We start from the raw sequence: 24,480 nt of genomic DNA, 5'->3' as shown, positions 1-24,480 counted from the left end.
CTCCTTCTTTGGCACTGCACTATTTTCACAGCAGCAGCAAGGCTATTATTGTGCCTACACTGCTGTATAGAAAGGCAAAGCCAATGTTCCAGAATGTAATGCGATAGGGATTCTGATTTAACAAACTTCCGGTTAAGGAAACGGTAATGTTATATGGCCCTGCCATAACGGTAGAAAGCCCAGATGTAATAAGGACGATCGCAAAGCTCAAAGGGTTAACCTGTCCTAACAAAGGCTGAATGACTTCACCCAGAATGCTGATGGTCACGAGGGGATGGAATCCAATCATGGCGAGCCCCAGAAAAATGATCTGAATCATAACGAACATATAAAAGGGCATATGCTGCACGGAAGCAAAAGGCTGCTGCAGATAGTCCAGAAAAGGTGTTTCTTTCAAGGTGCTGATTAAAAAACCGGCCGCCAAAAACAGAACGATGTAATTTTGCTGCGACCCGGCCCTGCGCCGCCATTCTCTTAAACTATAAGATGCATACGATTTAGCCCTCTTAATCAGCAGCGCCCAGATGATGGAATAGGGAAGGATCACGAGAGCGACAGACATGAGAAAATTCACGCCCAGCCATCTCTTGGCCAAAATGACCGCTGCAATAAATACGCTCAGATACAGAAGAAGGACAGCTACCTTTTTGGCGGTTCTGGCATCCAGCGGCACGTCCTCAGCCGCTGCAGACTGCTCCACCCGGAACTTCCGATACCGCAAGCCAATCAGCCAGTCAACGAATAAGAGAATCGTAGAAAACAAGAAAAGCCACGGCAGCAAGTGAACATAGTCAGAGTGTGTGATATCCACACTGATCGCCACCAGGATTTCCATAGGGCTCCATGCCAGGCAAAGGGCATATCCCCTGAGCATCGCCCGGCTGATGAAAAGGTCTCTGACATGGTCTTCTACCTTCTGAAGATTGCGCCGCAGCACCGATTCTACGAGCGGGATGGTCGCTATATTTAAAAAAGAGCCGAGCAGAAAACTGGCAAGAGAGCTTCTGTAATAGAGCTGCCCAAGATGGCCTACGCGCCGCTTGAGCAGTTTATTGACACTCTTATCGTACCGCCCGACGATAATAATACTGTTGATAAAAGGAAGAACATAAAAGATAACGAGCAGGACCACCGTTGAATTCATGTAATGCGGAAGCTCAAGGAGCGGCTTCTGCAAATAGAGATACAGAGAGAAGCCGATCACCATGAAAACCGTTCCAGTGATTTTGTATAAGCCTGACGCCTTGGGAAAGGAAAGAATGAGAGAAAACAGGGCAAGAATACCCGTCACTTCATCAAGCATGACGCTGTCCAAAAACAGATTCACCGTATAGGAAAAAACCATCATGCTGTAAACAGCGAGTAATATCACCCTTTTTCGCCAGCTATACTCATTGCCGCCGGTTCAGACAGCACTTCTATTTCCTTTTGTCCCGCCGCTTCCTCCATCAGGCTTTCCGAGATCCAGATATGCTCTAATTCAAGCGTATTTTTAATGCGGACGACCCTGGCTTTTGTAAGATCATACGCATTGCAGGTTTTAATGGCCGCTTTGATCGCCATTTCCTCACTTTCGAGAACCATCGGCACTTTGATGACGTTGATTACCGTACTCGTTAAGGCATTGGCATACCCTTTTTCCCAATGGATGCTGTCAACCAAAGCCCTTGTTGTCATATCGGCCATGCCGATTCCGTTTGCGTTTCCATGCGTCTTCTCTGTCAGGCCGAGTACGGCGATCCTGGACACTTTAGGTCCGCCAAAAGCATACGGGGTAGCATATCTTCCTGTAATGTTTGGATCCATTCCGTCACCCGAAATGTCTTTTCCGATCTCGTCGACGATCAGCACATCGATCGGATCAAACATGATCTTTGGCATAAGCTGCTTGGCTTCGAGCAAGAGTCCGGGCTCAGTCTGTTCGAGTTCTTCGGCTGGAACCGCCACGATTTTGGCGGGACGGTCATAGGCATTTTCAATCGTTCCAAGCCCAAAAATGACTGGAACCTTGGAGAGGACGATCTTGGCCATCTCTGGAACATGCTCGGCCATGTGTTTAAAACTGTAGGCATGGGCGGCTTCTGCTCCTTTTTGCTTTCCAAGGCCGATCGTGATCATCTTCATCAGTCCGCTTTCAACAGGACCGCGAAACGCAGTATGAGGCTTGATCCGGTTAATGACGATGACCTTATCTGCTTCATAGGCATGTTTATCGGTATACACCGGAAGTCCGTTTGGCAGAGTGCCGGTCTGCACGACTTCCATGCTCGACAGAATAGGTGCACCTGTTGACGCTTCCGTTACACCAAGCTGTTCGAGAACCTCCTGCTGCCCTTCAGCGGTCGCTCCGCCATGGCTTCCCATGGCAGGAACAATGAATGGAGAGCCTCCAACGGATTCGACCGCCGCTGCTGTCTCCCTGACAAGGATGGGAAGGTCAGCAACTCCCCGGCTTCCTACCGCAATGGCTACCCGGTCTCCCGGAGATATTCTCGATAAAAGGCCGGTATCCTTAAGGGTTTTCCGAACCTCCTCCGCTGTGTCTTCCAGCACAGGGGCATGGAAGACCTGCTTTACTTTCATCATCTTTGGCAAGGGTATGTCATGAAGAAGCTGTGATATGATTTCCATCCATCTTCCTCCTCAATTGGTGCTTCTCTTTATTGGTTTCTTACTTTGTCTACTTCATCCATCATTTGTTTGACCAGGTCTTCTCCAAACTTCTTGGCGTATTTATCGGTGACCGGCTTAATGATTTCTTTCATCTTTTCTTTTTCAGCATCAGATACTTCATTGACCTTCATGCCTGCTTTTTCAAGATCTTTCAACGCTTTTTCATTTTCTTTACGGTTTAAGTCGCGCTGATATTTACCGGCTTCCACCGCAGAATCCTTCATGATCTTCTGTTCTTCTTTAGACAGCCCGTCCCAGAATTTTTTACTGACGAGAAAAACAAACGGTGTGTAGACGTGCTTTGTCATGCTTAAGTAAGACTGAACTTCATCGTATTTGCTTGATTTAATGGTTGCGAGCGGGTTTTCCTGGCCATCTACCGTTTTACCTTCCAAGGCCGTAAACACTTCTGAAAAAGCCATTGGTGAAGGATTGGCACCCAGCTGTTTAAAGGCATCCAGGTGAACCTCGTTTTGCATCGTTCTGATTTTCAGCCCTTTAAAGTCTGCCGCGGTTTTCACCGGATGTTTACTGTTCGTCAGGTTACGGAAGCCATTCTCCCAGTATCCGAGTCCAACCAGACCGTGTTCAGGCAGTTTTTTCAAAAGCTCCTGCCCCACTTTTCCATCAAGGACGGCATAAGCCTCTTTCTCGGTATTAAATACGAAAGGAAAATCAAAAATACCGTATTCCTTGATCATTCCTACAAGTGGAGACGTAGAAGGAACCGTAACCTCCTGAAGCCCGCCCTGCAATGCTTCTGTCATCTTCTGATCATCACCGAGAGTGGCACTGAAGAAGTTTTGGACTTTCATTTTCCCTCCGCTCTTCTTCTCCACAAGCTCTTTGAACTTAATCATTCCTTGTCCTTCTGGATGATCTTCATTTAAACCGATTCCTGCTTTAATCGTCCGCTGATGAATTCCGCTCTTCCCCGAACCCGAAGCTGTTCCTCCCGATTTGGAAGCACCGCAGCCCCCTAGAACCAACATTCCCGGAATGACAATCCCTATCGCCAGCTTTTTCACCCATTTTTTCATTTTCTTTCCCCCTTGAATAATTTGGCTAACTCATCACATAACGGTTTTCAGGCTGACTGGACTTAAGCTGTGATTGCTCTTTGACTTGAACATTGACAAGATATTTCGGAAATTCCTTGCAGATCAGCACATCCACTGCTCCGAGCGCAGCTTTTGTTCTCATCTCCTTCGCCGCTTCCTCGGAATACCAGGCGACATGCGGTGTAATAATCACATTCTCCATGGAGAGGAACGGGTGGCTGACGGAAATCGGTTCATCCTCAATCACGTCCAGAGCCGCCCCGCCGATTTTTCCTGATTCCAATGCATCAATTAAGTCTTGTTCATCCACAACCGGGCCCCTTGAAGTGTTGATCAGAAGGGCGGTGCTTTTCATCACAGAGAACAGTGAGGCATTGATCATTCCTCTTGTTCCCTCAGTCAATGGAGCATGCACGGAGATGACGTCTGATATCCGGCATAGTTCCTCAAGGCTTGCGAGCTGTACGCCTTTTTTCTCAGCTTCTTCCACAGGATAATACGGATCATAAGCCACCACCTTAAACCCTAGAGGCTTGACCTTTTCCGCGAGGCTTTGGGGGATTTTTCCGAATCCCACAAGTCCGAGCACCTGCCCGCGCAGCCGGTGGATCGGCTGGGTGACTTTAAAATCCCACAGCCCCTTCTTCACGTTTTGGTTGGCGGCCACGACTTTACGTTTCGCAGAAAGCAGAAGGGCCAGCGCGTGGTCAGCCACTTCATCCATGCAATAATCCGGCACATTGGCGACACAGATTCCCTTAGCTGTTGCCGCTTCCAGGTCAATCGTGTTGACACCCACCCCATAACGGGTGATGACTTTGCATTTTTCGAGCTTCTCAATAACGGCTTTGCTGAGAGGCGCGTACTGATTAATCAATGCGTCCGCATCCCAACAGGCCTCAATAACCTCTTCCTCTGTACGGCACTGAGCCGCAATCAGTTCTATTTCGGGATATTGATGAAAAACGGCTTCTTCAAACCGCAGATCATCATATTCCCAGTCTGTTACCACAACTTTAAACTTGCTCATCTCTTTCACTCCTTATTTATCAGGTAAACCATCCAAGCGGAACCATGACAATGGACGGGAAGAATATCAGCAGAATCAGCACGACCACTTCCACTAGGAGAAACGGCCATATTCCTTTCATGATGTCTTCCATACTGATCTTGCTGATTCCGCATACTACGTTCAATACTGTACCCACCGGAGGAGTCAGAAGACCGATGGCGTTATTGATAATAAACAGGACTCCGAAATAAACCGGGTCAATTCCCGCTTGCTGAATAACAGGCATTAAAACAGGGGTAAGGATAAGAATCGTTGGTGTCATATCCATAGCCGTTCCGATCAGAATGACCAAAAGGTTAATCATGAGCAGAATGAGCAGCGGATGACCCATGAGAGGCTCGAGCAGTCCAATGACTTGAGCAGGCAGATTGGCTACCGTAATCAGCCACGAGGATACAAGGGCTGCTGCAACAAGAAACATGACAACACTCGTCATTTTGGCCGCCCTTACCAAGATGGTAAAGAGCTCAGACACCTTCAGTTCGCGGTAGATCACCAATCCGACGAACAGCGCATAAACTGCCGCAACTACCGCCGCTTCAGTCGGTGTGAAGATTCCTCCGCGCAGGCCGCCGATAATAATGACCGGCAATAAAAGGGCCCAGAATCCTTTTCTGACAGAAGTCAAAATCTCTTTCATGGAATTCCGAGGCTGAACCTGCACCTTATCTTTGTGGGCAACAATACCCCATGTGACACAAAGCCCTACTGCCAGCATCACACCAGGTACAATCCCAGCCATGAAAAGTTTAGTGATGGAGACTCCGCTCGTGACCCCGAATATGATAAAGCCAATACTCGGCGGGATAATCGGAGCAATGATCCCCCCAGAAGCTATAAGACCGCTCGAACGGTTAATATCGTAGCCGCTCTTCACCATCATCGGGATCAAGATGGCTCCCAGTGCAGCGGTATCAGCTACAGCGGAGCCAGACAGACTTGCAAACAAGACACTTGCAATGATGGCTACATAACCAAGGCCGCCTCTGATATGTCCGACCATGGACATGGCCATCTGAACAATTCGTTGCGACAGCCCGCCGGCATTCATGGCTTCACCAGCCAGCATAAAAAATGGGATGGCCATTAATGGGAAGTTGTCTGCTCCGTTGATTAAATTTTGCGCAATAATCTGACTGTCGAAGATACCGAGAAAGAACATAAGAGCAACCCCGCTTAACAGCAGAGCAAACGCTATAGGCATACCAAGTGCCATCGTTCCAAGGAGAGACCCAATAAACACTCCAATCATGCTTGTTTTTCCTCCTTTCCTAAATCGCTTTCCTGATAATCTACCAATTCTTCTGAATCACTGATTAAGATCAAATCTTCATCTTTTATCTTGTTGAATAGAACTTTATACAGATTGTTGATAAGTATTAGCCCCATGGCTAAACTGACTAAAATCCCCGTTCCATAAACGAACGATAGCGGCAGGCCTGTAGCAGGTGCTTTACTGTCCATATTGATAACGGTCATCTTCCAGCTTCCTTCCATCACCAGAAAGAGAACAAACAGCATAAGCAGATCACTGACCACAAGGACAGCTTTCTTTGCTCCCCTGGGCAGCCGCCTGACCAGCATGTCCACCCCAAGGTGCTCCTTGCTTTTAAAGGCACCAATAGCTCCCAGAAATGTAAGCCAGACAAATAAGTAACGCGACATCTCCTCTGACCATGTAATTCCTGAGTTGAAAAGGTAGCGCAGAACCACGTTTCCAAATACAAGAATGACCATTAACCCCAGTGCTGCGGCCATAAAAATATTCAGCAGTTTTTCCAAGAACCTTGAGACCTTCTCCATCTTTTTCTCCCGCCTTTCATCCCGATTTACCGCCTGTATTATTGTTCAGCTTTTATCCTTTTAACGAGATCCTCGGCCCAGTCATACTGCTTGTAGAATTCGTCGTACATAGGCTTTGCTGAATCTTCCATTTTCTTCTCAAATGCTGCATCAGGTGTTGTAAATTTCACCTTTTTTCCTGACAGGAACTTTTTATCAGCATCATAGCTTTTTTCCATCAGATCAAATTCATAATCAGCAGCGGTTTTGGATGCTTTTTCAATGATTTTTTGCTGTTTCTTGGACAGCCCGTTGAAAAATTTGCTGTTGATGATGTAAATATTCGGACTGAACATGTGCTTGGATTCCAGTACATTACTCTGAACCTCATACCAGCCGGACGCCCGCAAAGTAGCTACCGGGTTATCCTGGCCATCCACCACTTTTTGTTCGAGAGCAGAAAACACTTCAGAAATCGGCATTGGTGTTACATTCATTCCCAGCAGCTTCCCAAGCTTGATATAGTTAGGGATGTTTGGCATTCTCATCCTCAATCCCTTTAGATCATCCATACTTTGAAGAGTTTTGTTACTGGAGAACATCCTGAATCCATTCGCGCTCCATGCCAGCGGCTTCACTCCATGCTTCTTTTCCAGGTCTTCAGTAAGCTCCTTGCCAATTGGCCCGTTCAGCACCTTCTTGACATGCTCATAATCCTTAAACAGAAACGGCCACTCAGGCACTGCCATCTTCTCAATGTCGGACTGCATGATCAGACCGGGTACCCCCATTTCAATCGTGCCGTTTCGCACCCCGTCATAAAATTCCTTTTCAGCACCAAGCGTGCTGTTGTCGTAGATCTGAACCTTCAGCGTACCTCCCGATTCCTTTTCTACCATCGGCTTGAACTTTTCTCTCAGCGCTACGTTCTGAGGATGGTCTTTAGCAAAATAGTTGGCTATTTTGATCGTCTTTGTCTTTTCTCCCGAGGAGGAAGACGAAGACTGGCTGCCGCAGCCTGTTAATAATACGGATGACAATAAAGCCGTACCCATTAAAATCCCTAAACTTTTTTTCAATTTCATCGAGTCCACCCTTTCTTTTCATTTAGTTTTGAAAGCGGTAACATTTTTGCCAAAAAAATTTTGTATGTAAAGATGGAGAAACTGATTTTGTTTTACATTATAAAACTCTGTTCTTGTTATTGGCCGTAGAAAAGACATTGCTCCCTTAATGAATGTGCGTTGGACGTTCTTCTCTGGGTGCAATGTCTTAGTTGTTTTATAATATAAAACTCTGTTCTTTATTTTCATTTCTGTGAATATCATAGTACATGGTGTCAAAGCATGTCAATTCGTTTTTTAATTTTTCTGAAAACTAATGATAATGTACTATTTTTAGTAAGGGGTGTGATAGCCGGCGATGATAAGAGCGGTTCAATCACACCCCACTAGAAAACAACAACATTGACTAACAGAGCTTTTAGTTAAAAGTAGTCTCAGCCGCAATCAAGCAAACTACAACTCAAATAAAATAGCACGAAGCACGTTCGGATGTTCGAAGTCTTTCCGGCCGGCGCCATAGCCGATCCTATCGATCGCAAGCGCTGGCATGTAGCCATAATCATCCGCCAATGCCTTTAGAAAGCCAGCCCCAGTAGGTGTCGTTAATTCACCTCTTACATGGAAATCTTCAAGAGGAACCCCTCTCAGGATTTCCGCAGTGGCAGGAGCTGGAATCGGATAGAGACCGTGAGCCATCTTCACTTTCCCGTGGCCTGTTGGTACCGGAGAAGCTGTTATTCTATCAATCTCAAGACTTTCAAGGGCAAGGCACACGCCAATAATATCAATAATAGAGTCCATCGCACCGACTTCATGAAAATGAACCTCTCTCGGATCCATCCCATGAATCTTTCCTTCTGCCTCGGCGATCACTTCAAAGACCCTTCTGCTCCTGTCTTTTACCCGTAAAGGCAGATCACTCGTTTCAATCATCTCTAAAATGGTGGATGCCTTGCGATGTTCATGGTCATGATGATGGTGATGGTGATTATGTACGTGATGATGGGAATGGTGGTGCTCATGATGAGAGTGGGCATGTTGGTGGGAATGGCCCTCTTCTTCATGTTCATGATCGTGTTCATGGTGATGGTCTGTGTCAGCTTGTGCCCCTACAGCCGCCAATTCAGCTTCCGCAAACTGAAGGTCCAGCAGGTTGGAGGAGATGCCCCTCTTATTGACCCGATTGACCGCCATAGAAAACGGATCGATCGGCAAGCTCTTTAGATGCCCGGTAATATAAGCAAGATCTGCCCCCAGGTCAATGAGCGCAGACAAGGTCATGTCACCCGAAATGCCATACTGGCAATCAAGATAGAGCTGTTTCATGATGAACCCCCTCTGTAGCAAGTTTAAGAATCAGCGCAGCTTGGTAAGCAGCCCCGAATCCGTTATCGATATTGACGACACTCATCCCTGAAGCGCAGGAAGTCAGCATGGCGAGAAGCGGTGTCAGTCCTTGCAGATGAGCGCCATAGCCGACAGAAGTCGGAACAGCAATAACAGGCCGCTGGACCATACCGCCTACAACACTGGGCAACGCTCCTTCCATGCCCGCCACGACAATAAGCACACTGGCCTTTTTAATTTCCTCGCGATAAGCGAGCAGACGGTCGATACCTGCGACTCCGACATCATACAGGCGGTTAACCTTGCACCCCATCCAGTCCGCCGTGACTGCCGCTTCTTCAGCAACAGGAAGATCCGATGTTCCGGCGCATAGCACCATCACATCTCCGCCGTATTTTTCCCTCGGTGAGCCGTAGAGCAAAATACGTGAGACGGCATGATAACGCGCATCAGGGTAGGCCTCCGTCAAGATTTCTGCTTTTTCTTCTGAAAGCCTCGTCACCATTACCTTGCCATGGGTCTCAATGAGCGGTTCCATGATCTGACGGATCTGTTCCGCTGTTTTTCCTTCTCCATAGATCACTTCCGGATAGCCTGTCCGCGTCTCCCGATCCAGATCCACTTTACTGAAGCCTAAGTCTTCAAACTTTTTCATCCCATTCGCCTCTCCTCACGTCGTTTTTGTTTCGGCAAGGACTTTGTTCATGCTTCCGCTCTTATAGCCGGTAAGATCCATCGTCACATAGGAATAGCCGAACTCCTGCAGCTTGGAGGTAATCTCCTCATGATGCTGAAGAAGCCGCTGCATCTCATGAGGCTCCACTTCGATCCGTGCCATGTCGCCATGAGTACGCACTCTCACCTGGCGGATGCCAAGCGCACGGATAGCCTGCTCTGAACGGTCGATCTTGCGGAGTTTTTCCATCGTAATCTCTTCGCCATATGCAATCCGTGATGAAAGACAGGCGAAAGAAGGCTTATCCCAGGTGGGCAGACCCATCTCTTGAGAAAGCTCACGGATTTCGCTCTTATACAGGTCCGCCTCCTGAATCGGTCCCCGTACGTTATATTCTCTTGCTGCTTTTGTGCCCGGCCGGTGTTCTCCCATATCATCGGCAATAAGACCGAACACTATATTCGCATAGCCATGCTCATGCATGATCGGTATCAAATGCTCAAACAGGCTCTTTTTACAAAAGTAACAGCGATTGGAGGTATTCTCAGAGTAGCCTGGAATGCTCAGTTCTGACGTTTCAATGATTTGGTGCCTGGCACCGAGAATGGCTGCGAACCGTTTGGCCTCCTCCAGCTCCTCAAGCGGATAGGTTTCACTGTCGGCGGTCACCGCAAGCACGTTTTCAGTGCCAAGTGTATCAAGAGCCACTTTCAGCAGGAAGGTACTGTCGACCCCTCCTGAAAAAGCAACAACAACTGTCTTCATCTCGGTTAGAATCTCTTGCAGTTTCTCATACTTAGCCTGCAGCAATTGGATCCCTCCGTTCTTCTACATAGGGAATGGTAAGCGGACCGAGCGGCAATACCGCAACAGTCATATCCTGCCCGTACTTCTGCTTCAGCTCTTCAAGCGTCCCTTCGATATCATGGGTAGGCTTAAGAATAGCCCCTTTAACCTGTTCATCTGATAGTTTTGAATAAACATACACATCAGCCCATACCTGGGTCACCGCCTGTTTTTGCACCTGCCATTGATCAAACATCTTAAACTCCGGATCATTGATCAAATCCAGCAATGCTTGAGGCGTTTGGGCAAACTGAAAGATCTTCGAATAGTTTCCATGATCCGGCAATCCGTCTGAACACTCTGAAGCAATAATGATCGTGCCGCCTTCTTTTACAATCTTATGGGCAGCACTCATCCCCTTCACAGCCTGATACAGATTTTGGTCAAGCGGATAGCCGGAATTGGAGGTAATGACGACATCAAACCGTTCTTCGCATTGGATCATGGCATGCTCTTTTGCAAACGCACACCCCTGGTCATGCGCTTCATACAGCTCACCGGCGAACACATTCGTGATTTCCTTCTCCCGGTTTAACGTCACGTTCAGCATGAAATGCGGTTTGCACATGCGGTTGATTTCCCGTGTCATCTCCTGAACAGGATTGTCCTCCATGTTTCCCCATGTGGAACGCGGGTCCCCGATCATCCTTGCATTATGGAACGTCATGATGGTCTCGATCCCGGCAATGCCAGGCATGATCCCTTTAGGACCGCCTGAAAAACCGGCAAAAAAGTGTGGCTCAATAAAGCCTGTAACGATGCGGAAATCAGCTTCCGCATATTCTTTGTTCAAATACACATCACAACCGAACTGGCTTCTCCCCAAATTTACAAGAGAGTCTTTATCATGGCATTGGTTGTTGATGATTCTGACATTATCCACTACCCATTCTCCAAGCATCTGAACAAATTCTTCCCTCGTCTGGTCCCTGTGCGTTCCTGTTCCGTTAATAATGACAAAGTTCTCAAGCGGCACATGCTCCAGTTCCCTGATCAGCAAAGGAACAAGCTTGTCATTCGGAGTTGGCCTGGTAATGTCGCTGATGACAATCGCCACTTTATCTGATGCTTTTACCATCTCCTTTAATGGAGGTGTACCGATCGGATGCCGCAGTGCCTCCATTAAAGCCTGCTCATCATTTTCAAGTCCCGGCAAATTGTTTGGCTCCACGATAAAAGCGGAATCAGGCAAACGAAGCGTCAGCCCTTCTTTTCCATATAACAAGGTCGATTCCATTTACGCTCTCTCCTTTTGTATAGGAATGTTCTGTATCAGACAGTAGTTGAAGGAACACGTTCTTCCTGGCTCGAGCCGCTCTCCAACTCAAACTTCTCTAGCCGGCCGTTGATTCCTTTTCTTCTTTGATACTTGTCCACCAAAATGACTGCGATCGGGCATAATAGAGCCGTTGTTAGGGTGGCAATCGAGATCTGTGCGGTGGCGATGTTCACAATATCCTGGTAGGACTGTGCTTCAGCGGCACTCATCATTCCCGACCCTGCGGCAACGGACGCCGCAGCAGCTATGGCTGCAGGCGTACCGGCTGCGTTCCCGGCTGTGGAAGCTTCGGATACCGGTGCGATATAGCTTTTTTCCCTGAATAATTTAAACACGAGAATGCCAGTGAATCCTGTAAGAACTGTCGTTAGAATTCCTATTGTAAGACCTGCAGTAACGACTGAAGGGTTAAAGAAACTCGCCAGGTTCATACCGGCTCCGAGTGCGAAGGCAAAGAACGGAACAGGCAGAATCTCTCCCGCCTTGAGAAAATCGCGAATATCTTCGTCCAAATTTCCGAGAATCATCCCGATCGCGATCGGCAGGAGAACAGCAATGAAAGCAATGATCGGAAAGCTGGATCCCAAAAGGCCCAATGACATTAACGTGAAAAAAGGTCCGTCGTTCAAGGAGAGCACTGCTACTGCCCCAACGTCAGAACGGTTGCCGTACTGGCCCGTGAGCGCGGCATACATTCCTCCGTTTCCATTCGTCATCGCCGCGATAATCGCCAGAGTCGATAAGCCGAACAAACCATCCATTGGATCAAAGAAGCAGCCGAACAGCAATCCCACAGCAAGCCCGGTCAGATACTTGGAAGTAGTGAGCAGCACACCTTTTTTTAGGGCGGCGCCTCCTACACGCAAATTCATCTGGCTGCCCGCGCAAAAGAGAAAGAGGGCAATCAAGACAAGGGCACTGTCTTTAAACAGTTCCTGAGAGAATCCCCCAATCCTCAAAAACTCGTAATAGCCTTCGGGCGTCTTTGCCACACCAAGTGATTTTAAAAATTTCATCACAGGGGACAGATGAAGCTGATCCACCGTATTAAGCAACGCACCGAACAATAAAGGCACGACCATTAATCCGCCTGGCACTCTTTCAATCGTTTGTTTAAGTTTCATAGTGTAAAACCCCGCTTTCCGTTTTTTTATTGCACTGTATAAACGTTCTTACGAGCTGTTCTGCACTATACTCCAGTAATTGAGGCGCACGCCGCATCGCCTCCTCGAGTGTTAATGGCTGCTGGATCATACTTGTTATACTGATCACTCCGTATTGATAGAGAACTTCAACCCCTTCTCCGACAGAACCGGCAAGAATCATCGTTGGAATTCCGCTTTGTTTGGCCCGCTGTGCCACACCCATCGGCGTTTTTCCTGAAGCGGTCTGAAAATCAACTCTTCCTTCACCTGTAATGACGAGGTCCGCTCCATCCAGAGCCTGCGGCAAACCGGCATACTCTGTGACAACGTCCACTCCCCTTTTCATCTGTGCCGGAAAGAAAGCCTGGAACGCGCCGCCGATCCCGCCTGCTGCTCCGGCACCGGGCATATCGTGAAGCCTGATTCCTGTCGCTTGCTCCACCATATCTCCCCAGTGGACCATATTTTTATCGAGTAGTTTCACCATCTCTTCTGTCGCCCCCTTTTGCGGGCCGAAAACAGCAGATGCACCTTCCTTGCCGACCAGCGGATTTTGCACGTCTGAGGCAATCAGAAAGGTGCATTCTTTCACTCTCGGGTCGAACCCGGACAGGTCTATTTCTTTTATGTTATGAAGCTCACCGCCTCCGAACTGAACACGTTGTCCGCTATCATCCAGCAGCTCTAAACCTAGGGCTTGCAGCATTCCCGCTCCGCCGTCATTCGTAGCGGATCCTCCGATCGCCAATACAAAAGAACGAAAACCATCATCGAGCGCCTGTTTGATCAATTGTCCCGTGCCATATGTAGTCGCTGTCAGAGGATTAAGCTCTTCAGGAGAAACAAGACACAGGCCTGAGGCAGATGCCATCTCGATCACACAAGTCTTTTGATCTCCCAATATGCCGTATTCAGCACTGATCTCACTGTGAAGAGGACCGGTTACCCGAACCGATTTTTTCCTTCCACCCGTTGCAGTAACCAAGGTATCCATCGTTCCTTCACCCCCGTCAGCTGCCGGCACAAGAATGGTCTGGATCGTGGAGTCGGCTTTCTTCACTCCCCTTTCTATGGCTTCCGCTGCCTCTACCGCTGTCAAGCTTCCTTTATAGGAATCGGGAGCGATCACAATTTTCATTATTAGAACCCCTTCCTGAGAAAACGCTTTCAGTTTTCAGTTTTTTATATTATACTTGTCTGAAAATTAGAAATCTATGGTCGAAACAACTATAATATCAGGTTAATAACTTTGTTTTTTTGTAGGATTCTAACAATGGAGGCCCTAATGCTTACAACAGAGATGGCTGAGATGATTGTAAAAGAAACATCTGCCCGCCTAAACCGAAACGTCAATATCATGAGCAATAAAGGAATCATTATCGCTTCCTGTGACTCTTCGCGCCTGTATCACATGCATGAAGGTGCATTAGAGGTATTGCGAACCGAACAGCCTTTTACCATTCCGATTAATCACAAAGGAAAATGGAAAGGAGCTCAATCCGGCATTAACCTGCCGATTGTTTTTGATCATAAAATTGTCGGTGTGATCGGAATTACTGGAGATCCAGAGGAAATGAGGGACTTTGGGGGACTGGTAAAAATGACAACCGAACTGCTGATCACGCAGGCTTACATGGCCACACAGGCGGTGTGGCAGCAGCGAACGAAGGAAATGATCATTGAAAACCTGCTTAAAGAGGTGCCCGCCATGGAACATATCGAGCGCCGGCTAAGCCTCCTTCACATTAGCCTTGCTCCTCCCTTTTATACCGTTGTGATCCAGCTGGAAGACCGTTCTCTTTCCGATACGATGATTCTTCAGCAGCTTGAAAAAGCAGCTGGTGCATCCCGCTGCCTGATTGGCTTTGTGAACACCGACCGCTTATGCATTGTCCTTTCCGGCATCGGAGATGAAATGATCCAAAAGAAGGTAGAAGCGATCGATCAGGTGCTGAATTTTCTAAGACTGACTTTCCGGTTGGCTTACAGCACGCTTTTTATGGACCTTAAACTGTTTAATCAATCATATGAAGATTGTTCTCTTGCACTTGAAATCAGTGATGTTCATCAGAAAGTGGTCTCGTTTGCCGAGCTTGAAGCAAAAGCGCTCATCCACCAAACGGAAACGGCAGCTGGCAATAGACTGATTAAGCGCGTGCTCCATCGATCATTGCGTCCATTGATTGAAACCCTGCAGGTATTTTTTGAACATCATCTCAACATGCAGAAAACGGCAGATCACCTTCACATTCACCGTAATACGCTGATCTACAGGCTCAATAAGATAAAGGAGGAAACAGGGTATGACCCCAGGAATTTCAAGGATGCCCTTACCCTGCAAATGGCAATATGGATCTTGGAGAAAAAGGAAAAGGGAGCAGATTAATTTTTTGCTTATGCCTGGAATATGCTCTTATCTATTTACGGGCGCGTTTGGGAGATTTTCTGGCGCGTTCGTGAAAAATACGGGCGCGTTCCACAAATTTACGAGCGCATTCGAACAAAATACAGGCGCGTTTCCCAAATTTACGGGCGTCACCTACTTCCCCCCTCGCAAAAGGGTTTAAAACCTCTAGCATTAGGTTATTGAAAAGTATAAACACTACTTTTAACACTAAGCCATTGAGCAGAACATACACTAGTGCTTCTCGCTGCTATTTTCACTTGAAAAAAGGAGGAGAATGATCATGAAGTATGGAAAAATTCTCGTGGCGATGGATGAATCGGAAGGAAGCAAACAGGCGCTGGAATACGGAATTGAGCTGGCAAATAGCATGGGCAGCGAATTAACGCTGGCTCATGTCTTGAATGAGCCTGCTTACCCGCTTTATGGAGAAGGGTATTCGATGGCGGCTTATCAAGATTCGATCGAACAGGAAGTCAGACAGGCAGCCACCCTGGAAAAAAGTCATGGAGAAGAGCTTTTAGCTCAAGCGAGCGACGCTGTTCCGAAGGATTTCATCAACGTAAAAACAGAACTGCTCGAAGGAGAAGCAGCTCGCTCCATCTGTGCCTATGCCAGCACAAATAACATCGACCTGATCATCATGGGAAGCCGCGGCCTAAGCGGATTAAAGCGTTTGGTGCTCGGAAGCGTCAGCCAAAGAGTGCTTTCCGAAGCGAACTGCCCGGTATTAGTGACGAAATAGGACAACAAGCAAAAAGCTTGCCGGCCTCTAATGAGACTGGCAAGCTTTTTCTGTGAACAGGAATCAGTCATGCAGAACTTTATCAAGTAGGATTCTTGTGTCTGCATCAAATACACCCGTATCCTTTACCTCAGGGTATTTCTTTTGAAACGTAAGAACAGCTGCTTTTGTTTTAGGGCCATAGATTCCGTCAACTGTAAGAGCAGACCCAATTTCATTTAGCGCTTTCTGGAGAATGCGGACCGCTTCCCCCTTGCTGCCTTCCTTCAAAACAATTTCCGGAAAACCAGAGGAATTGATTTTTTCCGAAAGGGCAGCATGTGTTTTCTTCCCATAAATGCCATCGACAGCTAAATTTTTAGTACTCTTTTGAAATTTAATGACGGCATTTTTTGTTTTTGAACCGTAGATTCCGTCTGTTTTCAAACCGGCAGCCACTACTTTATTTAACGCCCATTGTAAAACTTTAACGTTTTCTCCTCTGTCTCCTGCTTTCAGCACGCCTGATTTTGGCAGCTGAAAAATAGAATAATCGGGTTTTTCTTGTGCTCCCGCAATTGAAGGTGCTCCCATAAGCAAGGCTGATGCTGTCAACACTGAAGCCGTAACTTTTTTCCATGGTTTCATAACAAGACCCTCTCCTTTAGACTCTCGTTTTTTTATAAATCATTTGTGATTTACAATTCATTAGTCGTCACCGCACTTCAGAAGTTACAAAGAAAAAATACTTTTATCGCCCAAATTATGGTATAATATTCGGAATAATTAGAAAATAAAAGGAAGTGATTTCATGAGCATATTCGTTAGGCAAAAGAAAACACTCACTGTCCTTGCCCTTCTATTGTTCACCATTGCTGGATTGGCCTGGTACTATATCTCAACCACTTCCGTAACCGAACAGGTGGAAGCCTCCGGGACAGGACAAGCCTCTGCTGAATCCTACTCAACGATCATTGCTTCTTACCATCAATATTACAACAGGACCCTTTGCTTTGATGCCGATAACCACATCAACTGGAATGATCAGCAGGAACATGCACGCCAGCTCGTATCCAGAATTGAAACGCTCCAGGTAAAAAATGAAAACGTAGAGAAGGATCTGCAGAACGCCAAAGACCTGGCGCAGGATGTGGCAGCCTCTAAAGACAGAACAGCCCTGCTCTATCTGCACCGGATCTTCCATGACCTGGATAAAGCCGTAAATCATTACAAACAAAAAGACAGCTTCGGCTATACCTACACTGGAACCGGAAAACGCTGGTTCGGTGGAGGAGTCAATAAAGTAGAAGGATATATTGCAAAAAATTAAACGACCGTTTAAATGAAAAGAGCTTGGGAGTCCTATCGATCCCAAGCTCTTTTTCGATGGCTCTTTTCTAAAAGATTGCTGCTTTGGGAACATTTTTGTAAAGAACCTTCATTGCTAAGTTGATTGGAGTGCAAGGTGCGAGACTACGGCTAGGAGCAGCGGGACAGGTGAGACCCACAGGCTTCATTAGCTAGCTCACCGCACGCCCCGCGAAAGTAGGCGTTTATGCCGGTAAAAGCGAGCATCCTGAAACGGAAATCAACCACTCCTAAAAGCAGAAAAGGTTACGAAAACAGCCTTTTCGATTCAAAAAATTAGTAACTCAACCCAAACCCAAACTCGTACTTCCCGGGAATCGTAACCGGCAGCTTTCCGCTCGGGTTGATCTCGCCGACAAGCGCTTTGGCAAGCGACCTAACAGATACATTTTGATTTCCATAGGTTAAGATATTGGACGTAACGTCCGGCAGTGTCATAATGTCGTACGGATTGCGCATGGAGGCAAGCACCACTGGTTTACCCGCCGCTTGCAGGGCCTTTACGAATTTCTGCTGAGCACTGTTCGTGTTAGCCGTATAAGCGGTAACCACCACTAGATCCGTGCTGGACGCTTGGTTCACAGCACTCGCCAGCTCGGCTGCAGTCGGACTGGCTGAGGTCGCATACCCGCTCGCCGCTATTCCTTTTTCGTTCAAAGCTGCGGCCAGCTCTGCCGGCTTACCGAGAGACGGCCCGGTCACGAGCACCTTGCTTCCCTCTTTTAAAGGCAGCGTATGGTTGTCATTTTTGATCAGGGTAATCGAGCGATCCGTCATATTTTCCGCTTTCTGAAGATTCTCTAGAAGTCCGATCTGGTTGATCGCACTTGGATCTACTAACGGCTGGCGGAACAAGCCGCGTTTAATTTTGGCTTTTAGAATTCGAATCACGGACTGATTCAGACGTTTTTCAGAGATTTCTCCGCTCTTCACCGCATTCAACAGCCCATTATACGCAACATCCACATCCGGCGGATTTAAGAGAATGTCTGCCCCCGCTTTAAACGCTTCTACCGGCACGCGGTCAGGCGGTACGATATTGGCACCCGACATACCCAGGCTGTCCGTGATGATCAGCCCTTTGAATTTCATTTTTTCACGAAGCAGGCCGGTCAGGATTGGCTTCGATAACGTAGCCGGCATACCGGAATCATCAAGCGCAGGAACGACAAGATGGCCGGACATGATCGCATCGATGCCTGATTTAATGGCAGCCTTAAACGGCTTGAGGTCAACTTTATTCAATGTCTTCAGATCATGGTTGATGATGGGAAGACCAGAATGTGAATCCACATCTGTGTCACCGTGGCCCGGAAAATGCTTGGCGGTCGCCATCATGTTCTGTTCCTGATAGCCCTTCACCTGGGCGACTCCCATACGCGCGACGACATCCGGATTTTCAGAAAATGAACGGACACCGATGACCGGATTGTTAGGATTCACGTTCACATCCAGATCAGGAGCAAAGTTCAGATTGATTCCGAGGCTTTTCAGCTCAAGTCCCATGATGCTGGCCGACTGTCTGGCATAGTCTGTGGATTGAGCAGCAGCCAGCGCCATGTTCCCAGGGAAAACGGTGCCTGGCTCCGTCACCCGTGCCACAACTCCCCCTTCCTGGTCAGTGGAAACGAACAGCGGAATCGGAATCCTTTGTTTCATCGCCGCTTTTTGAATGCCATTAGACAGGGCGTTTACTTGAGCTTTATCCACCGGCATCCCGATATTATCGGTCCAGTTAAAATAAATGACGCCTCCCAAGTGGTACTTCTCAATCGCTTCTGCGAAGTTTTTCGCTCCTCGTTTTTGCTTGATATTGATTTGTTCATACGCAGGATCCTCAGCTGTTTTTCCATACACATGAATGATAAACACTTGGCCTGCCTTTTCTTCAACCGTCATGTGTTTCACAATACGCTTCAGCCAGGCATCATCCTTCTCCTTTTTCACCGGGCTTGAAGCGGCGAGTGACGATTGAGGAAAGACCAGCATAATGGCCATAATAATGAACAACGCTCGAATAAACTTGCTCGTCATTTTACTCCCTCCTTAATGTTTTATCTGCGCGGAATGGTCAGGTCCGCAATAATCGGACGGTGATCGGAAGCGAGTGTGTCGGTAATAAACGAAGATCTTGATTCGATCCGCGGTGAGGTTAAAATGAAGTCGATTTTGGATGAAGGTTTGTTCGCTGGAAACGTGCTCCCTGGTTCTCCGCTTCTCCATGTATCTTGGAGAATGCTGAAAAGCGGCTTTAGTTCCGGTGCATTCAGCTGGGCGTTCATGTCTCCGAATAAAATCTTTTGGCGGGAGCTCTCGGAAAAGATAGAGAGCATATCGTTCACTTGCATGGACCGGACGGCTGGATCCGCTCGGTAATCGAGGTGCGTGGAATAGACATGAAGCTTGATCCCTTTAACATTGATCAAGGTTTGGGCAAAACCTGGTGCAGGAGCTGGAACCGGGTTGGGAACCTGCGTAGACAGTCTTGTGATCTCACGGTTCTCTGCCTTCAGAATGGGATACTTGCTTAAAACAGCGACCCCAAACTGGCGGTTCGGTTCTCCGGCATACAGCGGCGGCAGATCATAGATTGGTGCGAAAAAATAATTCATTTGAAGCTTTTCAGCAAGGAGTTTAATATCGTCTTCAAACAAACTCCGGCTGCTCCAATGAACATCCACTTCCTGCAGCCCGATGATCTCAGCACCCGACTGGCGGATCACTTCAGCCTGAGCATTCAGATCATACACGTTCCCCATGCTGTTTCCGTAGTGCAGGTTATAGCTCATCACGCGGATATTGACTTTGTGCCCATATCCCTGATCAGCCGCACTGGCGGCTAAAGGAGCAGAGAGCCCGGCGAAGAGTATAACCAGCAGCATACAGGCTACTAGCTTTTTCATTTTCCTTCCTCCTCTCATTTCACATTCCTTTCCTTCCCTAAGATGTCATTTAAAGGGTATTATTCTGCCGACAGGTTGTCTATACCACTATGAGCCTATCTTTCAGAGCATTTTTTCAACGATCAATACTGATAAAATTAAGAAAGGAAAAATTAGTAAAAAAGTTATGTAAGAAAATTGTGTAAATTGCGACATTTTACCCAATGCAAAACTATTAATATTTGCTATTATTGTTGTAAATTGTAAGATATTGTTGAAGGAAAAGGAGGCCGGGAGCTTTTATTATTCGAAGTCCTGCACCTGAGAAACTTCAGCAGAAACAAAAACACAGAAAAAAATAAATATTGAGGGGTGTCAATATGAAGAAAATGGCAAGTGCTCTTGTAGGTATTGCGTTGGCTGGTGCTTTGTTGATTGGCGGCTATATCGCGGATCATTCAGCGGTAACGAATGCGGAACACGGAAAGACATTTTCTATGACAAATGGGTAACTGGTTGCAGATTTGTACACCCAGACATTCACATAAACAGCAAAGAGGGAAAGAGAGCAATCTCCTTTCCTCTTTTTTTATGGGTTGCCAAACTATTCTCTCTTGTATAGTAAAAAATTAGTAGAAAAGTTACCCTTAAGTTTTCAGGTAATTACGACAATTTACTCAATCGTTAGTTGACTTGTTATGCTAATATTGTGTTAAATTGTAAATTTATGCTAAAAGGTGGGCGTACGTTATGGAAGTAGAGCTGACGAGCACGGAACAGATGATTCAACTATTAAACGGCTGGTATCGTGAAATTCTCTCCCAAAACCTCGTAGAATCCCGCAGATTAAAGCTGGAAATCGATGAAAAGATTGAAACCATGGAAATGGACCCTACACAGACTCTCTTTATCTACTACTCTTTGTTAAGCTTCAGGTACCAGCTCCTTGTCAATGACCTTTGGGAAGCGCGGTACACCCTGAACAAACTGGATGTGGAGAAAAAAAGAGAAACAGATGATTTCTTATCCTATTACTTTCACTTCTTCAAAGCCATCTATGCTACCGATACTGGAAACTATCTCGAAGCCAAGCTGCACTATCAGCTGGCCGAAAAGATGTTAAACCAGTTTCCTGATGATATCGAAAAAGCAGAATTCAACTACAAAGTCGCTACCTTTTATTATCACACCCGTCAGCCTCTGCTTGCCGTCCGCCACGCCATAAAGGCAAAAGAATACTTTGAAGACAAATCCGGCTATGAAGTGAAACTCGCCGGCTGCGAAAATATCATCGGTCTTGCCTCAACATCATTAAAACAGTTCCGGGAAGCCGAGCATCATTTTCTAACCGCCCTGGACATTCTTCGTGTATACAATTTGAAAAAAGAACCGTTCGAACTTAAGATCCGCTACAATCTGGGCCTTTTATATGCCGAACAAAACCTCTCGGAAAAAGCGATTGCCCAGCTCACCGAGGTGTTTGAAGACAAAGCAACCGACTACAAAACGACCTTCCTGATTGCCCGGGAACACGTCAAGCTCAGGAATCATGACATTGCCGACGACTGGATCATTCAGGGACTGAAAATAGCAAGAGATGCACAAAACGAGGAATACATTCACCATTTCTCCATCCTGAGCGAGTACAACCAGTCCTCCTCAGCTGAACAATTGGAACAAACAGCAGCCGCTGCCATTCCATACTTTCAATCCGTCCAGCTCTGGGGATTTGTCCAGGACTACGCGGAAAAACTCGCCTCCGAGTTCTACAACACCGAGAACGACCAAAAAGCGAGCAAATACTTCCACATGGCGTATACAGCCAAGCAAAAGCTAATGTATGAGACAAGCAGCTGACAAGTGTCAGCTGCTTTTTTGTGAAATGGCATATTCAATTCAAGAACCCGTCCCTGCAGACTCCACATAATATCCCTTATCATTCTTCTTCACATAGAAAATGGCAGGCGTCATTCCGGTCTCGCTGTTAAAATCGTTCCAGGCAACCTCATATCTTTCCCCGTATTTTTTATCCTGTCCATTGCTTGTAATACGGGCGAGGAAGCTTTGATAGGGATGGCCCTCATTGACCAAGTATTCTCGTATCGCCGATTTTTGAGAAGAACCATCATGGATGGAAGGAGCCAGAATCGGTGGAAGAACAAATAAAAGAACGGCAATCATCAATCCCCATAAGTAATGCTTTCTTTTCACGGGATAACCCCCTTACCCTTCTCATTATAAACAAATATTGGAAAAATATCGTGGTAAATAAATCTCTTCGTATCTCCATTCGCTGACAATCCGCTGCTGAAAAGATATAACGGAAGGAAAAGCCCCTTCTGTTATTGAATGTATGAAAGAGTATTTCTGGTGGTGGTGAGTTTTTCATGGGATTCGCATTATTTGCGATCGTTTTAGGAGCGGGCATCTTATTTTCCGATGCCGGCGGCGACATTAAAACATTGGCGATTTTAAGTTCTTTTCACAGGGAATGTTTTACTTTTTGAGCCAAAAAGAAGCAGACTAAAGGAAAAAGCAGCTAGCCAAAAGGCCAGCTGCTTCTTTTTTTAGATTCTTTTCTAAAAGCTCTTTTCTAAAAGATTGTTGTGCTTTGGAAATGTTTCTGTTTTGAACCTTCATTGATAAGTTGATTGGAGTGCAAGGTGCGAGACTCCTGCGGGACATGCGGGGCAGGTGAGATCCGCAGGCGCTTGCGCCGAGGAAGCTCAGCGCACGCCCCGCGGAAAGCGAGCACCTGAAACGGAAATCAACCACTTCCAAAGCTTACTAAAACGCTATTCAATCGAATCTCTTTTTGGCACTTTACTCAAGAAAGCCAGCAAAGTGATCACGGCCACGATCACGAGACAGACTGTTGTGCCGATAATGTTATCTTTATTGAAGATGAAGAAAATAAAAATGACGGATAATAGCACCGCACCGAGAATCGTCGTAAAAGGAAAACCCCTCACTTGGAAGAATGGCTTTTCCTCATAATGGCGGCGCAGCTTTAACTGGGCAAGACAAATGGCGATCCAGATGAGAAGGATCGTGAATCCAGGAATCGACATCATATACCCAATAATCTTTTCCGGTGTCCTATATGCAAGATATACACCGAATAAAATACAGATGGACGTAATGATGATACCGTTGATCGGAATACCGTTTTTGGACACCCTAAGAAATTTTTTAGGCGCTTCTCCGCTTTGTGCCATTGAGAACAGGGTTCTTGACGTCGCATAGATCCCTGAGTTTGCCGCTGATAGCACAGCTGTTAAAAGAACAAAGTTCATGATGTGCCCGGCTCCAGGGATTCCTGTAATATCGAAAACCTGGACGAAAGGACTTTCAACAAGGGATACTTTATTCCAAGGCATCAGACCACAGATGATCAAAATCGGAAGAATATAAAAAATAACAACTCTCCCTACCGTCCCTTTGATCACTTTCGGCAGTACCTTTTGTGCATCCTTCGTTTCGGTTACCGCAACTCCGATCAGCTCGGCTCCGCCATAGGAGAACATAACGATTAAGAACGCGCTGAGCATACCGCCGATCCCGTTAGGAAAGAAACCGCCATGAGCTGTGTAATTATTTAATGGCTGATCAATCGAGCTCGGAATCACACCGAACAAAATACAGGCTCCTAAAATGATAAAGGCCGTCAGCGCAACGATTTTAATTCCAGCAAACCAAAACTCGATCTCACCATAGTACTTTACTTGAAACAGATTGATTCCAATAATGAAGATGGCACAGAAAAGAGCTAGCAGCCATAGCGGCGTGGAAGAAAACCAGTATTTCAAAAAGCTTCCCGCAGCCAATATTTCAACAATCGTGACGATCCCCCACTGCACCCAATAAAGCCAGCCAACGATAAATGAAATCCGATGTCCAAATGCTTTGTGAACGAGATTCTGAACATTTAAATTTGGATAGACAATGGCCATCTCCGCCAATGCCGTCATAACAATGAATAATAATGCCCCGCCTAATAAATAAGCTAAAGCGACACTAGGCCCTGCCAAACTGAGCGTGTCTGAGCTTCCTTTGAATATCCCCGTTCCAATCATCCCTGCTAAGGCGATAAATTGAACATGACGCGGCAATAACCCCTTTTTTAAATCCTGATGATCTTTTTCCATGCTGCCCCT

23 protein-coding genes are annotated in these 24,480 nt (G+C 46.7%); 5 read left to right on the top strand and 18 right to left on the bottom strand.

Annotated elements, in window-relative coordinates; all coding sequences use genetic code 11:
* Positions 1–25 precede the first annotated feature (25 nt).
* From AR335_RS15220 to AR335_RS15160, 13 genes are all read right to left on the bottom strand, one after another.
* Positions 26–1,372 carry a hypothetical protein gene (locus AR335_RS15220; protein WP_062237490.1) on the bottom strand — a complete coding sequence of 449 codons (1,347 nt, stop codon included), beginning with the start codon at positions 1,370–1,372 and terminating at the stop codon, positions 26–28.
* Complete coding sequence (locus AR335_RS15215; RefSeq protein WP_062237488.1) at positions 1,369–2,631, bottom strand: lactate racemase domain-containing protein; 1,263 nt, start codon at positions 2,629–2,631, stop codon at positions 1,369–1,371. The genes AR335_RS15220 and AR335_RS15215 overlap by 4 nt, the downstream gene beginning before the upstream one ends.
* A gap of 29 nt (positions 2,632–2,660) precedes the next feature.
* The gene (locus tag AR335_RS15210) at positions 2,661–3,713 is read right to left on the bottom strand and encodes a TRAP transporter substrate-binding protein (RefSeq protein ID WP_062237486.1); all 1,053 of its coding nucleotides are present in this window, start codon (positions 3,711–3,713) and stop codon (positions 2,661–2,663) included.
* 25 nt (positions 3,714–3,738) lie between these two features.
* Complete coding sequence (locus AR335_RS15205; protein WP_062237484.1) at positions 3,739–4,764, bottom strand: C-terminal binding protein; 1,026 nt, start codon at positions 4,762–4,764, stop codon at positions 3,739–3,741.
* A gap of 19 nt (positions 4,765–4,783) precedes the next feature.
* Positions 4,784–6,058 (bottom strand): TRAP transporter large permease subunit, encoded by a 1,275-nt coding sequence (locus AR335_RS15200; protein ID WP_062237482.1) that lies wholly within the window; start codon positions 6,056–6,058, stop codon positions 4,784–4,786.
* A complete protein-coding gene (locus tag AR335_RS15195; protein ID WP_062237480.1) occupies positions 6,055–6,609 on the bottom strand; it encodes a TRAP transporter small permease in 555 nt (184 codons plus the stop codon). Before AR335_RS15195 ends, AR335_RS15200 begins: the two co-directional genes overlap by 4 nt.
* 38 nt (positions 6,610–6,647) lie before the next feature.
* The gene (locus AR335_RS15190) at positions 6,648–7,673 is read right to left on the bottom strand and encodes a TRAP transporter substrate-binding protein (protein ID WP_062237478.1); all 1,026 of its coding nucleotides are present in this window, start codon (positions 7,671–7,673) and stop codon (positions 6,648–6,650) included.
* Positions 7,674–8,105: 432 nt separating this feature from the next.
* On the bottom strand, positions 8,106–8,978 hold the full coding sequence (locus AR335_RS15185) for a LarC family nickel insertion protein (RefSeq protein ID WP_062237476.1): 873 nt from the start codon (positions 8,976–8,978) through the stop codon (positions 8,106–8,108).
* A complete protein-coding gene (gene larB / locus AR335_RS15180) occupies positions 8,959–9,654 on the bottom strand; it encodes a nickel pincer cofactor biosynthesis protein LarB (RefSeq protein WP_062237474.1) in 696 nt (231 codons plus the stop codon). Before larB ends, AR335_RS15185 begins: the two co-directional genes overlap by 20 nt.
* A gap of 15 nt (positions 9,655–9,669) precedes the next feature.
* The gene (larE, locus tag AR335_RS15175; protein ID WP_062237472.1) at positions 9,670–10,485 is read right to left on the bottom strand and encodes an ATP-dependent sacrificial sulfur transferase LarE; all 816 of its coding nucleotides are present in this window, start codon (positions 10,483–10,485) and stop codon (positions 9,670–9,672) included.
* Positions 10,472–11,758 carry a nickel-dependent lactate racemase gene (gene larA, locus AR335_RS15170; protein ID WP_062237470.1) on the bottom strand — a complete coding sequence of 429 codons (1,287 nt, stop codon included), beginning with the start codon at positions 11,756–11,758 and terminating at the stop codon, positions 10,472–10,474. Before larA ends, larE begins: the two co-directional genes overlap by 14 nt.
* A gap of 35 nt (positions 11,759–11,793) precedes the next feature.
* A complete protein-coding gene (locus AR335_RS15165; RefSeq protein WP_062237468.1) occupies positions 11,794–12,924 on the bottom strand; it encodes a 2-keto-3-deoxygluconate permease in 1,131 nt (376 codons plus the stop codon).
* Entirely contained in the window at positions 12,914–14,083 is a 1,170-nt protein-coding gene (locus AR335_RS15160) for a glycerate kinase (RefSeq protein ID WP_062237466.1), read from the bottom strand. The genes AR335_RS15165 and AR335_RS15160 overlap by 11 nt, the downstream gene beginning before the upstream one ends.
* 147 nt (positions 14,084–14,230) lie before the next feature.
* On the opposite strand from AR335_RS15160, the gene AR335_RS15155 reads away from it, so the two are divergent.
* Entirely contained in the window at positions 14,231–15,331 is a 1,101-nt protein-coding gene (locus AR335_RS15155; RefSeq protein WP_062237464.1) for a CdaR family transcriptional regulator, read from the top strand.
* A 301-nt stretch (positions 15,332–15,632) separates the two neighbouring features.
* Positions 15,633–16,094 carry a universal stress protein gene (locus AR335_RS15150; RefSeq protein ID WP_062237462.1) on the top strand — a complete coding sequence of 154 codons (462 nt, stop codon included), beginning with the start codon at positions 15,633–15,635 and terminating at the stop codon, positions 16,092–16,094.
* 63 nt (positions 16,095–16,157) lie between these two features.
* On the opposite strand, the gene AR335_RS15145 is transcribed toward AR335_RS15150, so the two are convergent.
* The gene (locus tag AR335_RS15145; protein ID WP_062237460.1) at positions 16,158–16,721 is read right to left on the bottom strand and encodes a peptidoglycan-binding domain-containing protein; all 564 of its coding nucleotides are present in this window, start codon (positions 16,719–16,721) and stop codon (positions 16,158–16,160) included.
* A gap of 163 nt (positions 16,722–16,884) precedes the next feature.
* Between AR335_RS15145 and AR335_RS15140 the strand changes: the two genes are divergently transcribed.
* On the top strand, positions 16,885–17,403 hold the full coding sequence (locus AR335_RS15140) for a hypothetical protein (protein WP_062237458.1): 519 nt from the start codon (positions 16,885–16,887) through the stop codon (positions 17,401–17,403).
* Positions 17,404–17,717: 314 nt separating this feature from the next.
* Here the strand turns inward: AR335_RS15140 and AR335_RS15135 are convergent, their stop codons facing one another.
* Both AR335_RS15135 and AR335_RS15130 read right to left on the bottom strand, forming a co-directional pair.
* Positions 17,718–19,475: a glycoside hydrolase family 3 protein gene (locus AR335_RS15135; RefSeq protein ID WP_062237456.1), complete on the bottom strand. Its 1,758-nt coding sequence runs from the start codon at positions 19,473–19,475 to the stop codon at positions 17,718–17,720.
* 20 nt (positions 19,476–19,495) lie between these two features.
* Entirely contained in the window at positions 19,496–20,344 is an 849-nt protein-coding gene (locus AR335_RS15130) for an endonuclease/exonuclease/phosphatase family protein (RefSeq protein ID WP_234293314.1), read from the bottom strand.
* Positions 20,345–20,703: 359 nt separating this feature from the next.
* Here AR335_RS15130 and AR335_RS25230 point away from each other — a divergent pair, with 359 nt between their 5' ends.
* Positions 20,704–20,835, top strand: a complete 132-nt coding sequence (locus AR335_RS25230; protein WP_255357587.1) for a hypothetical protein — start codon at positions 20,704–20,706, stop codon at positions 20,833–20,835.
* A 238-nt stretch (positions 20,836–21,073) separates the two neighbouring features.
* Positions 21,074–22,180 carry a tetratricopeptide repeat protein gene (locus AR335_RS15125; RefSeq protein WP_053356796.1) on the top strand — a complete coding sequence of 369 codons (1,107 nt, stop codon included), beginning with the start codon at positions 21,074–21,076 and terminating at the stop codon, positions 22,178–22,180.
* Between the two features lie 39 nt (positions 22,181–22,219).
* Here AR335_RS15125 and AR335_RS15120 read toward each other — a convergent pair whose 3' ends face one another.
* Together AR335_RS15120 and AR335_RS15115 are read right to left on the bottom strand one after the other, a co-directional pair.
* Complete coding sequence (locus AR335_RS15120; RefSeq protein ID WP_062237452.1) at positions 22,220–22,534, bottom strand: hypothetical protein; 315 nt, start codon at positions 22,532–22,534, stop codon at positions 22,220–22,222.
* 584 nt (positions 22,535–23,118) lie between these two features.
* Complete coding sequence (locus AR335_RS15115; protein WP_062237450.1) at positions 23,119–24,471, bottom strand: amino acid permease; 1,353 nt, start codon at positions 24,469–24,471, stop codon at positions 23,119–23,121.
* Positions 24,472–24,480 lie beyond the last annotated feature (9 nt).

The organism is Fictibacillus sp. FJAT-27399, assembly GCF_001510655.1.
GTDB lineage: Bacteria > Bacillota > Bacilli > Bacillales > Fictibacillaceae > Fictibacillus_C > Fictibacillus_C marinisediminis.
This window is presented reverse-complemented; position numbering and strand designations above follow the sequence as displayed.

What these genes read in the sequence shown, in the direction of transcription:
- AR335_RS15215 (WP_062237488.1), bottom strand. Translation starts at nt 2,631, where the DNA reads ATGGAAATCATATCACAGCTTCTTCATGACATACCCTTGCCAAAGATG.
- AR335_RS15210 (WP_062237486.1), bottom strand. Translation starts at nt 3,713, where the DNA reads ATGAAAAAATGGGTGAAAAAGCTGGCGATAGGGATTGTCATTCCGGGA.
- AR335_RS15205 (WP_062237484.1), bottom strand. Translation starts at nt 4,764, where the DNA reads ATGAGCAAGTTTAAAGTTGTGGTAACAGACTGGGAATATGATGATCTG.
- AR335_RS15200 (WP_062237482.1), bottom strand. Translation starts at nt 6,058, where the DNA reads ATGATTGGAGTGTTTATTGGGTCTCTCCTTGGAACGATGGCACTTGGT.
- AR335_RS15195 (WP_062237480.1), bottom strand. Translation starts at nt 6,609, where the DNA reads ATGGAGAAGGTCTCAAGGTTCTTGGAAAAACTGCTGAATATTTTTATG.
- AR335_RS15190 (WP_062237478.1), bottom strand. Translation starts at nt 7,673, where the DNA reads ATGAAATTGAAAAAAAGTTTAGGGATTTTAATGGGTACGGCTTTATTG.
- AR335_RS15185 (WP_062237476.1), bottom strand. Translation starts at nt 8,978, where the DNA reads ATGAAACAGCTCTATCTTGATTGCCAGTATGGCATTTCGGGTGACATG.
- larB (WP_062237474.1), bottom strand. Translation starts at nt 9,654, where the DNA reads ATGAAAAAGTTTGAAGACTTAGGCTTCAGTAAAGTGGATCTGGATCGG.
- larA (WP_062237470.1), bottom strand. Translation starts at nt 11,758, where the DNA reads ATGGAATCGACCTTGTTATATGGAAAAGAAGGGCTGACGCTTCGTTTG.
- AR335_RS15165 (WP_062237468.1), bottom strand. Translation starts at nt 12,924, where the DNA reads ATGAAACTTAAACAAACGATTGAAAGAGTGCCAGGCGGATTAATGGTC.
- AR335_RS15160 (WP_062237466.1), bottom strand. Translation starts at nt 14,083, where the DNA reads ATGAAAATTGTGATCGCTCCCGATTCCTATAAAGGAAGCTTGACAGCG.
- AR335_RS15155 (WP_062237464.1), top strand. Translation starts at nt 14,231, where the DNA reads ATGCTTACAACAGAGATGGCTGAGATGATTGTAAAAGAAACATCTGCC.
- AR335_RS15150 (WP_062237462.1), top strand. Translation starts at nt 15,633, where the DNA reads ATGAAGTATGGAAAAATTCTCGTGGCGATGGATGAATCGGAAGGAAGC.
- AR335_RS15145 (WP_062237460.1), bottom strand. Translation starts at nt 16,721, where the DNA reads ATGAAACCATGGAAAAAAGTTACGGCTTCAGTGTTGACAGCATCAGCC.
- AR335_RS15140 (WP_062237458.1), top strand. Translation starts at nt 16,885, where the DNA reads ATGAGCATATTCGTTAGGCAAAAGAAAACACTCACTGTCCTTGCCCTT.
- AR335_RS15135 (WP_062237456.1), bottom strand. Translation starts at nt 19,475, where the DNA reads ATGACGAGCAAGTTTATTCGAGCGTTGTTCATTATTATGGCCATTATG.
- AR335_RS15130 (WP_234293314.1), bottom strand. Translation starts at nt 20,344, where the DNA reads ATGAAAAAGCTAGTAGCCTGTATGCTGCTGGTTATACTCTTCGCCGGG.
- AR335_RS25230 (WP_255357587.1), top strand. Translation starts at nt 20,704, where the DNA reads ATGAAGAAAATGGCAAGTGCTCTTGTAGGTATTGCGTTGGCTGGTGCT.
- AR335_RS15125 (WP_053356796.1), top strand. Translation starts at nt 21,074, where the DNA reads ATGGAAGTAGAGCTGACGAGCACGGAACAGATGATTCAACTATTAAAC.
- AR335_RS15115 (WP_062237450.1), bottom strand. Translation starts at nt 24,471, where the DNA reads ATGGAAAAAGATCATCAGGATTTAAAAAAGGGGTTATTGCCGCGTCAT.